This is a genomic window from Streptomyces sp. NPDC036764 (genome assembly GCF_055609385.1).
The window spans coordinates 209,863-224,374 of record NZ_JBVJPT010000011.1 but is presented as its reverse complement, the minus strand read 5'-3'; the positions used below and the strand labels follow the sequence as shown (position 1 = coordinate 224,374).

The 14,512-nt window shown below is 68.9% G+C and carries 11 protein-coding genes, 1 tRNA gene and 1 pseudogene; 2 read left to right on the top strand and 11 right to left on the bottom strand.

Annotated features, from left to right (window positions below; genetic code table 11):
- A complete protein-coding gene (locus tag ACZ69Q_RS32440) occupies positions 1 to 306 on the bottom strand; it encodes an HNH endonuclease (RefSeq protein ID WP_471048743.1) in 306 nt (101 codons plus the stop codon).
- 273 nt (positions 307 to 579) lie between these two features.
- On the opposite strand from ACZ69Q_RS32440, the gene ACZ69Q_RS32435 reads away from it, so the two are divergent.
- Complete coding sequence (locus tag ACZ69Q_RS32435) at positions 580 to 1,020, top strand: DUF4352 domain-containing protein (protein ID WP_471048741.1); 441 nt, start codon at positions 580 to 582, stop codon at positions 1,018 to 1,020.
- A gap of 578 nt (positions 1,021 to 1,598) precedes the next feature.
- On the opposite strand, the gene ACZ69Q_RS32430 is transcribed toward ACZ69Q_RS32435, so the two are convergent.
- The 3 genes from ACZ69Q_RS32430 to ACZ69Q_RS32420 all read right to left on the bottom strand — a co-directional run bounded on the left by ACZ69Q_RS32430 (position 1,599) and on the right by ACZ69Q_RS32420 (position 5,611).
- The gene (locus ACZ69Q_RS32430; RefSeq protein ID WP_471048738.1) at positions 1,599 to 1,925 is read right to left on the bottom strand and encodes a hypothetical protein; all 327 of its coding nucleotides are present in this window, start codon (positions 1,923 to 1,925) and stop codon (positions 1,599 to 1,601) included.
- A 94-nt stretch (positions 1,926 to 2,019) separates the two neighbouring features.
- Positions 2,020 to 2,092: transfer RNA gene (locus ACZ69Q_RS32425), tRNA-Pro, on the bottom strand.
- Positions 2,093 to 3,991: 1,899 nt separating this feature from the next.
- Positions 3,992 to 5,611 carry a recombinase family protein gene (locus ACZ69Q_RS32420; protein WP_471048735.1) on the bottom strand — a complete coding sequence of 540 codons (1,620 nt, stop codon included), beginning with the start codon at positions 5,609 to 5,611 and terminating at the stop codon, positions 3,992 to 3,994.
- Positions 5,612 to 5,646: 35 nt separating this feature from the next.
- On the opposite strand from ACZ69Q_RS32420, the pseudogene sph reads away from it, so the two are divergent.
- Positions 5,647 to 6,486, top strand: a pseudogene (gene sph, locus ACZ69Q_RS32415) (sphingomyelin phosphodiesterase); the annotation flags it as partial.
- 19 nt (positions 6,487 to 6,505) lie between these two features.
- On the opposite strand, the gene ACZ69Q_RS32410 reads toward sph, so the two are convergent.
- From ACZ69Q_RS32410 to ACZ69Q_RS32380, 7 genes are all read right to left on the bottom strand, one after another.
- Complete coding sequence (locus ACZ69Q_RS32410) at positions 6,506 to 7,411, bottom strand: aldo/keto reductase (RefSeq protein WP_471048732.1); 906 nt, start codon at positions 7,409 to 7,411, stop codon at positions 6,506 to 6,508.
- Between the two features lie 37 nt (positions 7,412 to 7,448).
- Complete coding sequence (locus ACZ69Q_RS32405) at positions 7,449 to 8,159, bottom strand: chitinase (protein ID WP_471048729.1); 711 nt, start codon at positions 8,157 to 8,159, stop codon at positions 7,449 to 7,451.
- A 244-nt stretch (positions 8,160 to 8,403) separates the two neighbouring features.
- A complete protein-coding gene (locus tag ACZ69Q_RS32400; RefSeq protein WP_471048726.1) occupies positions 8,404 to 11,163 on the bottom strand; it encodes a fumarate reductase/succinate dehydrogenase flavoprotein subunit in 2,760 nt (919 codons plus the stop codon).
- 73 nt (positions 11,164 to 11,236) lie between these two features.
- Positions 11,237 to 12,031, bottom strand: coding sequence for an ABC transporter ATP-binding protein (locus ACZ69Q_RS32395; protein ID WP_471048723.1), 795 nt, complete (start codon positions 12,029 to 12,031; stop codon positions 11,237 to 11,239).
- Positions 12,028 to 12,870 carry an ABC transporter permease gene (locus ACZ69Q_RS32390; protein ID WP_471048720.1) on the bottom strand — a complete coding sequence of 281 codons (843 nt, stop codon included), beginning with the start codon at positions 12,868 to 12,870 and terminating at the stop codon, positions 12,028 to 12,030. Before ACZ69Q_RS32390 ends, ACZ69Q_RS32395 begins: the two co-directional genes overlap by 4 nt.
- Positions 12,867 to 14,240, bottom strand: a complete 1,374-nt coding sequence (locus ACZ69Q_RS32385) for an ABC transporter substrate-binding protein (protein ID WP_471048718.1) — start codon at positions 14,238 to 14,240, stop codon at positions 12,867 to 12,869. Before ACZ69Q_RS32385 ends, ACZ69Q_RS32390 begins: the two co-directional genes overlap by 4 nt.
- Before the next feature lie 13 nt (positions 14,241 to 14,253).
- Entirely contained in the window at positions 14,254 to 14,481 is a 228-nt protein-coding gene (locus ACZ69Q_RS32380) for a 4Fe-4S dicluster domain-containing protein (protein ID WP_381630816.1), read from the bottom strand.
- Positions 14,482 to 14,512 lie beyond the last annotated feature (31 nt).

Genomic DNA, 14,512 nt, shown 5'->3' with positions numbered 1-14,512 from the left:
CTAGTCCTCCAGTGCTGGGTGCGCCTGCTTTGGTCTCCCTGTACGCACGCGTGTGCGTGCTGCTGCTCTGCCACCCTCACTGCTGCTCTTGTGCGTGTGGCACCACTCGCACAGGGCTTGGAGGTTGGCGTCACTGTGGTTGTCACCGGGCACTATGTGGTCCACCTGATTAGCGGGTGCTCCACACAGGCGGCCATCGGAGAACCGGGCCTGACAACTGTGGTTGTCACGTCGCAGGATGCGACGTCGGGTGCGCGTCCAATCCCTCGGAAGGCGGGCTCTGCGTGTACTTCCTTGCCACGCCATTACGCCTCCGTGTACGGCACATGTGCCTTACGCTTGCTGCTCCATGTGGCCAGGGGAGGCCACTGAGTCATGGGGGGATGCGCTATGCGCGCCTACATTCGCCGTGCCTGCGTGCCGGCAGTTCTTGTGTCCGCCCGTTCTGTTGGCGGGGTGTTCGTCAGGGGGCTCCGATGAGGCCGCTCCGAAGAAGTCGGCCGACGTGAAGGAAGCCGTCGTCGACGAGGTGACGGAGGAGCCGACGGAAGTCGCGTCCTCGTCCGCCCTGCGCCCACGGTGGGCGTCGGCGAGACGGCAAAGTTCGGGCTCGGGGAAACCGACGAGTACGGCGAGAACTACAAGGTGACGACTCAGATGTCCGTCACCGTCGTCAGCGCGAAATACGTGACGCTGGCAGAGGTCGACACGTCGAACGAGCCGGAGAACGGTCAGTACGTCGAGCTGACGCTCACGCTGAAGAACGTGGGCAAGTCTCCGGCCGAGATCATGACGTACGGCTCGATGCAGTGGGAGGACGAGCAGACGGCCGCACAGGATGCGACGACGCTCGAAGGCGTCGGTGAGGGTCAGAACGTCGACACGACCTACAAGCCCGGTCAGTCCGTGACTGGGAAGCTCATCCTCGACGTCGGGCGCAAGGGCGGGACGGTCGGCTACTACTCCGCGGAAGACCCCAGCGGGGAGCCCGCGTTCGTCGTCGAGCTCCCGAAGTCCTGAACGTAGCTCTGCCCCGCTCCCGGGAGTCGTCCTCCGGGGCGGGGCTGACGTTCGTCGTTACTACGCACCGGACGCCCGCGCGTTACGCACCGCCTCGACCTGTCGGCCGTACGCCGCATGTCGGACAAGCCGGTCTCGCTTAAAGCGCAGTCCAACGTCACTAGAGTGCGTCCTGACTCGCCTGACAACTCGCCTGACAACTGCCGCTTCCAGGATCCCGCTCCGCACCGAGCCTCGCGAAAAGCTCAGATCAATCATGTTGTTCCCTTGCTGGTCAGGGGCCTGTTCGTGCCATACTTTCGGCACTTCGCGTCGCCTGGCCAGCCGCACGCATCGCCCCAATAGGTACCCACCGTCAACATCACCGCAGGAGGCGGGGCATGCCGCGTACGCCAGCAGAGATCGCAGACGAGGGAGCGCCCTACCTCGAAGTACGCATTGGAAGTTTCCGCGTCACTGCCGACCGTCTTCCCGTCCGGTTTCTGGCCACCATGGCTAGTGCGTTGACAGGTTTCGTCACGTGGCTGTGGGCACGCTGACATGGCGGGAACGGCGGGAGCTGCACCGTCCCCACCCGTTCAGATCCTGATCGGCGTGAGCTTCAACTCCGTGTTGTCGACGTCGACGAGGAGTCGACTGCCGTACTCGCTCGCAGCGAACGGGCCGAAGAGCTGCTCTTCGCCTGCGGCCAGGGACTCAGTCCGCGGCGTGACGTTGAAGCCGTCGACAGTGCGCGTCAGACGGAACGTCACCGTGCGGGCAACGGTGCTGCCCGTGTTCTTCACGATGATGCCCGTCCGCCCGTCGTTGTCGACGTAGTGGTTGTTCACCGGGTCGCCAGTCGTCGGGGTGAGCGTGACGCCGGCGCGGTCCGCCTGAGTCACTGAGATTGCTGCGCGTGGCATGTGGCCTCCGGATGGTGGTGAAGTCCGGCAGGCTCGCCGTTCGTTCCTGCCTCCGGCGGAGCCCTGTGACCGGACGCTCCGGTCGCCGGATGAGTCGGGACGGGAGGATTCGAACCCCCGACTCCCCGCTCCCAAAGCGGGTGCTCTGACCTCTGAACTACGTCCCGAACGGCGCGTAAAGCAGCGCCAGTTGGTGAATACTGCTCTTGACGCGACCTCCAGCCCATAGCGGAGCGGCCCAGACTACGTCCGGGACCCGTCAACCCGGGCAGGAGGTTGGACGGTGGAAGCTGTTGCTTTTGCCCTGGTCATCGTGCTCGCGATCATCCTCGCGGTGCGGGACTGACCCGTCACAGTGCGCGGCTCTTCTTCTGAAGGGCCGCGCACACCTGGTTTCTGAGCCCCCGGCGCGACTCGAACGCGCGACTTCCGCTTTACGAGCATGATCGTAAGTTTTTTTGCAGGTCAGAAGCCTGATGAGGGAAGGCAGGGGAGTGATCTTTCACGATCCTTCGCGGGCCTTCTTTGTCCTGCTGTCCCCATCAGGTTCCCAACTGAAGCCTTGGGAACGGTCTTCGAGAGTCAGCAGGAGCGTCTACGCAGCTCTGTCGCCGAGTCGGGTTCCGTTGAGCACCGCAGATGCTTTGGAGGAGTAACAGGCTCGCTCCCTTGTCCCGGGGGTTGAGCCAGTGACCGTTTTCACAGGTCAGTCGCACCCTCACCGTCCCGCCCAGTGGCGAGTCAACCCCGACTGTCGCACACTGTAGCTAAAACAAGGGGCGATGGGGATGGGACTACTTCAGTGCATCTCGACCATACATATCGGCAAGGGCTGATCCTCGATGACGAAACCTAGCGAGCAGCAACACTCAGCAGGAACCCTTCCGCGGCGCACATTTGAAGCGTTTTGCGAGGAAGATAACACCGTCATCAGTGGCGAGTTTGTTAGCAAAACGGGCGCCAAGAGGGCTGCCGCGAAACACAACGCGCAGTTCACTCCACCACACCACGCCAAGGCACAGCAACACCCCCCTGACAATGACTCTGACGGGCCGCCTCACCACTAGATGCTCCGCCTTTGGTTCGCGAGAGGACCATGAGGCGCCGGCGTGTGGCTAGCACGTCTCGACGTCCCGGGTTAAGCACGCTGGTCACTCCGGCCGGAGTCCTGGCGTGCGTCGTGAATGGGGCCGGAGTCGAACCGACCTGCGCGGATCATCGGGCACGCGGCCCTACCTTTTCGCCACCATGGTCAAGGGGAATCGAACCCCACACCGTCGCCAGACGGACGCCCGAATCGAACGGGCAGACGCTCGCCACTCCATCCACGGACGTCAGCGGTCCGGGATACCCCGTGCTGACATCCTCGTGCACCGGGTTCGCCCGGTGGGAAGTCACTCGTCGTCGCTCTTGCCCGCTCGTGTCTCGCGCTTGTACCGCGCAATCGCATGTCCCGGACACCAGCCGGCGACTTCCGGCGCCTCCCGGCACTCCGGGTCCCTGCACGTCGGGCCTAGCTCGTCTGGTGTCTCCATGCTCCCTCGCTCCGGTCGGTGGGCACCGTGTGCCCTCGTACCGTAGTTATGGGGGAACGGGCGGATCATGTGACGTCAAGGGCCGACGTCGCTGCAACCGCGCTGCGACCCGGAGGAGAGAGCGGGGAGCGTCAGGAGCGACGTCGGCCAGGGGGACACGGGGGCGCCGCGCCACTCGCCGGCGCTCGCCACGTCCTCCCCCTACACATTTGTTATGGGGGACGTGTGACGCGGCTCGTCGGCCTCCGCGTCATCCCGCGGTCGGACCGGTGGCCAGAGTGTCAAACTAACCCCCTATTTCCATCTCTTCTTAACGCGTCTTAGAGAGAGTTGAAAACAGGGGTTAGTTTGGCGTTTTGGCGTCAGCCTGGACCTCAACGTGCACAAAGGGTAGCGAAGGAGCCCAAGTTCGTCACTCAATGGAGTCATCCACAGGAGCCGGTGGATGAGTTGGAGGCTGGCCGACGCCAACAAGGCCGGTCGTGACGCGCCGAGGGCCCCGTGGAGGTGGTCCCGAGGCTCTCGATACCGTTATATAGCCGTGACCTTAGCGTCCGCCGGGACCCGATCCTTCGCCTTGGAGCGGCCCCGCATGGCGTCGACGGACGCAGCGATGTCGGCGTCAGGATCCTCGCCGCCGACGAGCGGCCTCCAGCGGGGCGAGTGGCCTTCGGGGAAGACCTCGACCGTGACCCCGAACTCGTGGAGCATCTGCCGGCGCTCCCCGTCGTCCACGGAGTCCGCCCACTTCGACGCGACGGTCTCCCCAGTGGGCCGCTCGACCATGCCCGCGGGCCGTACTGGCGTTGCCCGGAGTCGCTTGATGTCAGTCGACAGCGCGCTGTACCGGTCCCGATACCACTCCGCGTCGTCCTCGTCGTCGTAGAGCCCCGCGTTGCGGTCGTCACGGAGCCGGTTACGTGCGGCGACCTTCTCCGCGAGCTCTTCCTCCACACCGTTCCCGGGATCGAACACCTTCTCCATGAATTTGTGGTCGCCGTAGGTCTCCAGGAACCACCCAGTGACTCCCTCCTCCAGGTATGCGACGTAGATCGTGGGCGACGGCTTGCAGTCGGTGAGACCTTTCCGTCGAGAGGTGCACGTCATCGCGACCGGGCTGCCCGTCCGATACTGGCGGTACTTGCAGACTCCGCAAATCGCCAGGGACGAAAGGAGGTGAGTCCCCGACGGCGCCCGCTCCCCTCTCGGCTTCTTCCGCGCTAGCTTCTTTTTCAGGGCCTCATGCGTTGCGCGGTTCCACATTGCCGGGGCAACCTTCTTCGGCATTCCCTTGTCGTCGACTACGGGCTTACCTTCGTGCATGAGATACCCGAGGGCCGCCTCAGAGAGAATCATCTTCCGCAGTGCGGCGCCGTCCCACGGCCCTCCGCGCGGCTCTTGGCCGCTCATCACGCGCTCATGATCTGCGGGTGAATAGGCGCCGGTACGGGTCAATCGCGCGGCTTCGCTGTGCTCCGTGATTTTGCCTGTCTGGTCATTCAGGATCCGCGTTACCACGTCCCGCATGTTCTTGAGGGCATTCTCACGCTCGCGGATCTCCTCGGGGAAGTCTTCCCCGTGGTCCAGGGCGACGTGATCGATTCCCGCCTTCGGATGGAGGCGGACGTACCGGTATCCATACGAATGCTTCCCGCGCTTGCGCCCCTGCTCGCGCGACTTGACGGTCTCGTCTCGGTTGCGGCCCTCCGTGGCGCGGAGTTCCATCTGAGCGCCCCACGCCTGCGCGATGAACTGATTCTCGTCCGTCGGGTCGTTGAGGTCCCACGGCCCGCTGTGGCCGTAGGTGACGAGGAGCTTCCCCTCGTCGCGCATCTTGTATCCGGTGTTCAGGCAGTCGACGAGGCTTCGCCCGATCCGGTCGACGGCAGCGCCAGCGATCCCGGAGTACGGGCCCTTCTCGCCCCGGAGCCACGGGCCAAGCTGCGGACGCTCCAACGGATTTGTGGCGCCGGAGACCTCCCAGTCATCCGCCCACCCGATGATGTGGCCACCTACACTGGCAACGGCCGACAGGACATTGTCCCGCTGACGTGCCGGTGACCACGTCGCATCCGACTTGCGTGACAGTCGGCGTACGCCGACGAAGCACTTCCCACACCCGTCGAACGGCCGCTCTTCAGCCTGACTCATCCAGCCCCCTTGACTACGGTTAAGCCATCTTACCGTTCAGCAAGACCCTGTACCCCAACTGGGGCCAGGACCACCGGGCCGCGGAGATCGCCAAGGCGCCGTTCGTCCAGGGCAACGACGTCGTCGTTCTCCAGGAGGCGTTCGACAACTCCTCCTCGGACGCGCTGAAGAGCTCGCTCGCCGGCCGCTACCCGTACCAGACCCCGGTGGTCGGGCGCAGCAAGAGCGGCTGGGACGCCACCGGCGGCGCGTACTCGGCGACCACGCCGGAGGACGGCGGGGTCACGATCCTCAGCAAGTGGCCGATCCTGCGCAAGGAGCAGTGGGTCTACAAGGACGCGTGCGGTGCGGACTGGTGGTCCAACAAGGGCTTCGCGTACGTCGTGCTGAACGTGAACGGCACCAAGGTGCACGTCGTCGGCACGCACGCCCAGTCGACGGATCCGGGCTGCGACGCGGGCGAGGCGGCCGAAATGCGCAGCCGGCAGTTCAGGACGATCGACGCGTTCCTGGACGGGAAGAACATCCCGGCGAACGAGCAGGTGCTGCTCGCCGGGGACCTGAACGTCGACTCACGCACCTCCGAGTACGCCTCGATGCTCGCCGACGGCGGGCTGGTCGGGGCCGACGCGCGCACCGGGCACCCGTACTCGTTCGACACGCAGGACAACTCCATAGCCCGCGACCGCTACCCCGACGACCCGCGTGAGGACCTGGACTACGTCCTGCACCGCGCGGGCCATGCCCGTCCCGCGGTCTGGAAGAACGAGGTCGTCAAGGAGCAGAGCGCGCCCTGGACGGTGTCGAGCTGGGGCACCGACTACAGGTACACGAACCTCTCGGACCACTACCCGGTCACCGGGTACACGGGCTGAGTGATCCGGGCGGTCCGGCTCAACCGGCTTGTTCCCGCGCCGCGTCGAGCCGGGCCGCCTCGTCGTCGGTCAGGCGGAGGGCTCCCGCCGCCACGTTCTCGGTCAGGTGGCCGGGGTTGCCGGTGCCGGGGATGGCGAGGACGTGCGGGCCCCGGTGCAGGGTCCAGGCGATGCGTACCTGGGCGGGGCTCGCGCCGTGCGCCCGTGCCACGGCGCGCACCTCTTCGTCGTGGGCGGCGGTCGCGCCCCGCTCCCCCGCGTCTCCGGCCACCGCGTAGAACGGTACGAACGCGATGCCCTGCTCGCGGCACAGGCGCAGCAGTTCGTCGGCCTCGGAGTCGGGCCGGTCGAGCGCGTATCGGTTCTGCACGCTCACCACGGGCGCGATGGCCTGCGCCTCGGCGAGGTGCCGCGGTTCCACGGCGGAGATGCCGAGGTGCCGGACGAGGCCCGCCTCCCGCAGTTCGGCCAGTGCGCCGAAGTGCTCGGCGATGGAGTCCTGCCGCATGCGGCGCAGATAGACGACGTCCAGGTGGTCGCGTCCGAGCTGGCGCAGGTTCTCCTCGACGTGGCCGCGCAGTTGGTCGGGGCGGGCCGAGGTGCCCCACTCCCCGTCGTAGGCGCGGAAGGGGCCCACCTTGGTGGCGATGACCAGGTGATCGGGGTACGGCGCCAGCGCGGTGTTGATCAGCTCGTTGGCGGAGCGGGTGGCGGAGAAGTAGAAGGCCGCCGTGTCGATGTGGTCGACGCCGAGGTCGATCGCCTTGCGCAGTACGGCGATCGAGCGCTCGCGGTCGCTCGGCGTCCCGTGGTGGAAGGCGGCGCTGCCGGTGAGCCGCATCGCGCCGAAGCCGACGCGGCTCACGGACAGGTCGCCGAGTTTCCAGGTGCCCGCGGCGTCCGCGGTGATCGTTTCCGAGGTCATCGGCGGAGTCTCGCACACGCCTCGGGCACGCGGGGCGTCAGCAGTAGAGGTTGCCGCCCGGCGAGACGCCGAGGATCGAGGTGAACCGGTTGTAGGCATCGACGCGGCTCTGCACCTGGGCCGGGTTCTTGCCGTCGCACTCCAGGGAGCCGTTGATGGAGCGGATGGTCTGGCCGAAGCCGGCCTGGTTCACCATGGCGTTGTGCGGGGTCATCGTCCCCGGACCGGACTGGGTGTTCCAGTACCAAAGGCCCGTCTTCCAGGCGACGGCCGACTCGTTCTGTACCCGCCAGGGGTTGTTGAGCAGGTCGATGCCGAGCGCGTCACCGGCGGCCTTGTAGTTGAAGTTCCACGAGAGCTGGATCGGGCCGCGGCCGTAGTAGGCGGCCTGACCCGCGGGGCAGCCGTAGGGCTGGCTCCGGTCGCAGTAGTGGGGGTAGTTGGCGGTGTTCTGCTCCACGATGTGGACGAGGCCGCCGGTCTCGTGGTTGACGTTGGCGAGGAAGGCGGCCGCTTCCTGTTTTTTCACGGTGTCGCTGCCGGTGTTCGCGAAGCCGGGGTATGCGCTGAGGGCGGCGACCAGGCCGCTGTACGTGTAGAACGAATTCCGGTTCGGGAACATCTGGTTGAACTGGGCCTCGCTGACCACGAAGCCGGCGGCGGACGCACTCGGGGCCGGCTGGAGCAGCAGTGCGGCGCTGCCCAGGGCCAGTGAGGAGACAAGTGCGGCGATACGGCGCCTCTTCACAGGTTCAACTCCTTTGCGGAGCACGGCCGCACCCGGACAAGGGCTGGGGACATCAGCACCTTGTGCGCACGCACCGACAGTGTCGGTCACGGCGTGGGGGCGGCCGTGGTGGGGGGTGTGGTGACACACTCAACCGCTTTGGTCTGTACCAGTCAAGGGTGTAGATCAGACAAGGTATAGACCAAGCAACCCGCCCTGCGGCTCCGGGAGTCGAGGAGTCATCGGATCACCGCGAGTCGCCGGATCACCGCCCCGCCCGGCCCGCGTACGCGCGCACATCGGCGTCGGGGTCATCGACCGCCGTGGCCAGTGCCGCTCGGGCTTCGCCGTGCGCGGAGTGCCGCAGCAGGCCGAGCACCGCGGCCTTGCGCACATCCGCGTCGGTGTCGCGCAACAGGCCGGCGAGCGCCGGAACACCGTGCTCCGGTGCCGCCCCGCCGAGCGCCTTGGCGGCACCCGCGCGAACCTGCCAGGCCGGTTCGCCGAGCGCCGCCGTCACAGTGGCGAGGAGCTCTGCGGGGCAGCCGAGCACGCCGAGGGACTCCAGTGCGGCGGCGCGTACCAGGACGTCGGGGTCGTGGATCAGGCGGTGCAGGGCGGCCGGCGCGCTCTGGTCCGTCTGTGCGAGATGCGGGGCCAGGGCGGCGAATCCGCGTGCGACGGCGACCCGTACCTCACGCGCGGCGTCCCCGGTCGCCTCCGCCAGGGTGTCGGCCGCGTCCACCGAGACCAGCGCGCGTACGGCGGCAAGGCGCACCTCGATGTCCGGGTCGGCCAGATGCCCGGCGAACAAGGGCGCGTCCCCGAGGCGCAGGGCGCGCAGCACGTCCAGGGCCGTGGCGCGTGCCGTCGGGTCGGCCGCCGTCAGGGCGGACAGCAGAGGCACCCGCAACTCCGCTTCGGCGGGCAGGACTTCGGCCAGCTCTCGCAGCGAGGCGGCGGCCGCCGACCGTACGCCCCCGTCGCCGTCCAGCAGGGCGTGGGCCAGCGCGGGACCCGCTCCCGCGGGGGCCGTTTCGGTCAGTGCCGTGACGGCGCCGAGCCGTACGGCGGGGTCCGGGTCCTTCAGATAGGGCTCCAGGGCCTGGAGGTCGGGTTCCTCCTCGGTGAGCGCGACGAGTTCGAGGAGCCGTTCCCGGGAGGGTTGCGACGCGCCGCGCGTCGTACCGGTGGCCGGGGCGGCGTCATCCGGAGCCGCTACGGACGCTGCCGGGGGCACTTCCGCCCGTCCCGCCGTCGCCGTGGGCAGGGGGTGCACCTCGCCCAGCTCCCGGGCCGCACCGCCGGTGGCGGTGAACTCGGGTACGGGGACGAGGTAGGGGGCGACGGGGCGGGCGGTGAACTCCATGGCGCCGGTCGGGCCCTTGCGCAGGTCGAGGTGGTGCAGCCAGTCCGTGTCGTCGCGCAGCGGATGGTCGAGACGCTCGTGGTAGAGGCCCCAGCGGGACTCGGTGCGGGCGAGGGAGGACCGGGCGGCCATCTCCGCGCAGTCGCGGATGAACGACACCTCGGCGCAGCGCATCAGCTCGTGGGGCGTGCTCGCCCCCATGTCCGCGATCTCGTCCCGCATCCGCTCGAAGTGCTCCAGCGCCAGCGAGAGCCGGGCGCCGCTCTTGGGCGGGGCGACGTAGTCGTTGACGAAGCGCCGCAGCTTGTACTCGACCTGGGGCTGCGGAGGGCCGGTGGGGTTGCGCAGCGGCCGGTAGATCAGCTCGTGGGCCTCGGCGAGCTGCTCACGCGGCAACTCGCCCTCGTACGCGGTGTATTGAGCGGCGTCCTCGCCCGCGAGGTCGCCGAAGACGAACGCCCCGATCATGTAGTTGTGCGGTACGCAGGCCAGGTCGCCGGCCGCGTACAGGCGCGGCACGGTCGTACGGGCGTGGTCGTCGACCCGTACCCCGGAGGCGGAGTGGCCGCCGCACAGACCGATCTCGGAGATGTGCATCTCGACGTCGTGGGTGCGGTAGTCGTGTCCGCGTCCGGCGTGGAAGGTACCGCGGGTGGGGCGCTCGGTGGAGTGGAGGATGGACTCCAGGGCCGAGACCGACTCCTCCGGCAGATGACTGAGCTTGAGGTAGACCGGGCCGCGGTCGGAGGCGACCTCGGCGGCGAACTCCGCCATCATCTGTCCGGACCAGTAGTCGGAGTCGACGAACCGCTGCCCGTGCCGGTTGACCTGGTAGCCGCCGAACGGGTTGGCGACATAGGCGCAGGCCGGACCGTTGTAGTCCTTGATCAGCGGGTTGATCTGGAAGCACTCGATGCCGGTGAGTTCGGCGCCCGCGTGGTAGGCCATCGCGTAGCCGTCGCCCGCGTTGGTCGGGTTCTCGTACGTGCCGTAGAGATAGCCGCTCGCGGGCAGTCCGAGGCGGCCGCAGGCGCCGGTCGCGAGGATCACGGCGCCCGCGCGCACGGTCACGAAGGCTCCGGTGCGGGTGTTGAAGGCCGCGGCGCCGACCGCCCTTCCGCCGGCGGTCAGGACGCGCACCGGCATCAGCCGGTTCTCGATGCGGATCCGCTCGCGGTTCTCCCGCCTGCGCAACTGCCGGTAGAGGACCTTCTTCACGTCCTTGCCCTCGGGCATGGGCAGCACGTACGAGCCCGAGCGGTGCACCTGGCGGACGGCGTACTCGCCGTGCTCGTCCTTCTCGAACTTCACCCCGTACGACTCCAGCCGCCGGACCATCTCGAAACCGCGGACGGCCGTCTGACGGACCGTCGACTGGTCCACGATGCCGTCGTTGGCCCGGGTGATCTCTGCGACGTAGTCGTCGGGTTCGGCGCGACCGGGGATGACGGCGTTGTTGACGCCGTCCATGCCCATGGCCAGCGCTCCGGAGTGCCTGACGTGGGCCTTCTCCAGCAGCAGCACGGACGCGCCGCGCCCGGCGGCGGTCAGCGCGGCCATGGTGCCGGCGGTGCCGCCGCCGATCACCAGGACGTCACAGCTCAGCTCATCGGCCGAGTCGAGCGCGGGGATCTGTGTCAGGGGGGCGGGGGTCATGGCGAGTGGGCCTTTCGGGGCGTGCGGGACGGCCGGGGGACTCGCAGGTCGGGAGCACGACGGCCGGCCGTCGTCAGGGCGTGCGGGTGCCGAGGGAGGCGAGGACTTCGCGGCGCAGGGCCGTGGTCGCGGGGTCGTCGTGGGCGGCGCGGTCGCGGGGTCGTGGCACCTGCCGGATGCCGGTGAGGCCGCCGTCGGCGAGCAGCGCCACCCGGTCGCCGAGGAACAGCGCCTCGTCCACGTCGTGGGTGACGAAGACGACGGTGGCACCGGTCCCGCGCAGGGCCTCCACCAGCAACTGCTGCATGCCGGCCCGTGTCTGGGCGTCGAGCGCGCCGAACGGCTCGTCCATCAGCACGGCGCGCGGCTGCCCGGCGAGCGCGCGGGCGAGCTGTACCCGCTGGCGTTGCCCGCCGGAGAGCCGGTGCGGCAACTGCCGCTCCAGACCGGCGAGTCCGACCCGGTCCAGCCACTCCCGTGCCCTGGCGGTGCGTTCGGCGCGGCCCAGTCCCCTGATGGCGAGGGGCAGTTCGACGTTGGCGCTGGCCGTGCGCCATGGCAGCAGGGCGTCCTCCTGGAAGACCAGCGCCCGGTCGGCGCCGGGCCCGGTGACGGGCCGCCCGTCCTGGACGACCTGTCCGGCGAGCGCGGGAAGCAGCCCGGCCAGGGTCCGCAGCAGGGTCGACTTGCCGCACCCCGACGGGCCGACGACGGTCAGGATCTCGCCCGGGGCCGCTTCGAGGTCCAGGCCGTTCAGTACGACGGCGCCCGGTCGCCCGAGCTGCGCCCCGGCCAGGCCGAGCCGCGCCCCGGGGGCGGGCCGGTCGACCGGCGACGCGGTGGTCGCGATGTCCGTTTCCGTGCTCATGACGTGGCCCTCCCCTCACGCCGCGGCAGCCAGTGCGTCAGCCTGCGTCCCAGGAGCTCCACCAGGGTCGACGTCAGCCAGCCCAGCAGGCCGATGCTGACGATGCCGGTGAAGACGCCCGGGTAGTCGATGACCGTGTAGTCCTGCCAGGTGCGGTAGCCGATCCCGTACTCGCCGGAGATCATCTCCGCGGAGATCACACAGATCCACGAGACGCCGATGCCGACCGACAGGCCGCCGAAGATCCCCGGCAGCGCGCCGGGCAGCACCACGGAGGCGAGCACCCGCCACCGTCCGCCGCCCATGGTGAGCACGGCCTCCTCCCACACCGGGGCGAGCGCGCGCACCGCGTGCCGGGTGGCGACCAGCACCGGGAAGAAGGCGGCGGCGCAGGTGATGAAGACGATGCCCTGCTCGTTGCTCGGGAAGAGCAGGATCGCCACCGGCACCAGCGCGATCGCCGGGATGGGCCGCAGCACCTCCAGGACCGGTCCGATCAGGTCCGCGGCCCAGCGGGAGCGGCCGATCGCCACGCCCGCCGCGACGCCGAGCACGGCAGCGAGCAGGAATCCGGTGACGATCCGGCGCAGGCTGTCGGTCACGTCCTGCCAGTACGCGCCGTCGCCGACCCGCTCCCCGAACTTGCCGGCCACGTCGGTGACGGACGGGAACTGGTCGAACCGCAGCCACAGTTGGACGTCGAGCGTGGTGAGCAACTGCCACAGCCCGAGCGCCGCGAGCAGCGACAGCACGCGTACCACGGGCCGCCATCGGTGCGTGCGCCGCAGGGGCGCCGGCTCCGACGACAGCTTCGCCGGCGGGGCGGTCAGCGCGGTCATGACGCCTGCTCCAGCGCGGCGGCGTAGGACACGGTCACGGCGCCGGGGTGGGCCTGGACGTAGGCGCGCGCCGCGGAAGTGGTGACGAAGGGGCTCAGCTCCTTGCCGTCCCGAACCCAGACGGCCTTGTCGGCGTACCAGCGGGTGCCGGTCGTGGCGTCCGGGACGTACGCGGCACGTACCTGGCCCTTGTGCGCCGCGACGAACTTCAGCAGTGCGGCGGCCGAATCGAAGCCCTGGGTACGGTCCTTGCCCTTGAGCCACACCTCGTTGCCGGAGGGCTCGGGGGTGGCGGCGAGTTGCTCGGCGTAGTCCCCGCCGTACACGCGCCTCAGCGGGCCGTCGTCCACGAACGAGTCCACGTCGACGTCGCCGACGAGCTTCGCCGAGCGCAGCACCGGGACGTCCTTCTTCAGTGCGGCGACGAGCTGCGGCTTGACGGCCGGGTCGAAGGTGGCGATGCCGCCGCCGCCGTTGTACAGGTAGACGACCTCGGGCGGCAGGCCGGTGGCCTCGGCGACCTTCTCGGCGGCTTGCACGGGGTGTTCGTTCAGGTAGCGCGTGGCCTCGATCTGGGCGGCGAGGAAGGCGTCGAGCACCTTCGGCCGCTGCTCGGCGAAGTCCTGACGGACCGTCACTCCATGGAAGGTCGGCAGGTTCAGCTCGGCGCCGTCGTACAGGGCCTTCGCCCGGCCCTGGAAGGCGAGCAGCCCGGGCCAGGCCACGAACTGCGAGAGGGCGTCGGCGCTGCCTGCCTGGAGCGCCGAAGCGCCCACCGACGGCTGCTGGTTGAGCTTGCGGATGTCCTCGTTCGGGTCCAGCCCGGCCTGCTGCAGCGCCCGCACGAGGGTTCCGTCGGCCGCCGATCCGACGCTCGTGGAGACGGCCTTGCCCTTCAGGTCCTTGAGCGAGCCGAGCTTCGACTGCGGCGCCGTCACCACGGTGTTGAGGGCGCCGCGCAGGTTGTAGCCGGTGACCGACACGAGCCGGGTGGGGCGGTTGAGCTGCTTGCCGCGGGCGGCGTTGATGAGCAGCGGGAAGTCGCCCATGGACCCGATGTCGATCTTCCCGGCCGTCATCTGCGCGGTGATCGGCGCGCCCGTGGCGTAGTCCTGCCACTCGACCTTGTAGGTGATGCCGTCGCGCTTGCCCTGGGCGGCGAGTTCGCGTTCGAAGTAGCCGAGGGAGCGCAGCAGGGTGCCGGCGGTGACGGTGTTGATGGTCTTGGACTGGTAGCCGATGGTGACGGTGACGTGCGTGGCGTCGCCTGCGGACGCGTCGCCGCCGCAGCCGGTGACGAGGGTGCCGAGGAGGGCGGCCGCGAGCAGCGCGGCGGTCGTCGTACGTTTCTTGCGGGCCGGGGAATTCATCGAGGTGCGCCTTTCACCGAAGCAGGTAGGGCATGTTGACCGTGACGGCCCCGGTGGGGCAGCGGGCGGCACAGGGGCCGCAGTACCAGCACTCGTCGACGTGCATGTACGCCTTGCCGCTGTCGGGGTTGATCGCCAGGGAGTCCAGCGGACACATGTCGACGCAGAGCGTGCAGCCGTCGATGCACTTCGACTCGTCGATGGTCACGGGCACGTCGGCCCGCTGGGGCACCAAGGGCATGGCTGTCTCCAGTGAGGTCCTGCTAGGGGTG